Here is a 251-nt window from a genome sequence, read left to right as displayed (position 1 = left end):
TCGACGTCTTCGTCGCCGAGTACCGTGCGGGTCGGACGCCGAACCCGTGCATGCGGTGCAACGAGAAGATCAAGTCCGCCGCCCTGCTGGAGCGCGCCCTGGAACTCGGCTTCGACGCCGTGTGCACGGGACACTACGCGACCCTCGCCGACGGCGCGGAGGGTCTCGAACTGCACCGGGCATCGGACAACGCGAAGGACCAGTCCGACGTGCTCGGCGTCCTGACGGCCGACCAACTCGCACACACTTAC

1 pseudogene is annotated in these 251 nt (G+C 67.7%); it reads left to right on the top strand.

Annotated features, from left to right (window positions below):
• A pseudogene (locus KVS71_RS17990) lies at positions 1 to 251 on the top strand (tRNA 2-thiouridine(34) synthase MnmA); the annotation flags it as partial.

Source organism: Microbacterium sp. GbtcB4 (assembly GCF_019091465.1).
Lineage (GTDB): Bacteria > Actinomycetota > Actinomycetes > Actinomycetales > Microbacteriaceae > Microbacterium > Microbacterium paraoxydans.
The sequence above is the reverse complement of the archived record's forward strand: the minus strand, read 5'-3'. Positions and strand labels throughout refer to the sequence as shown.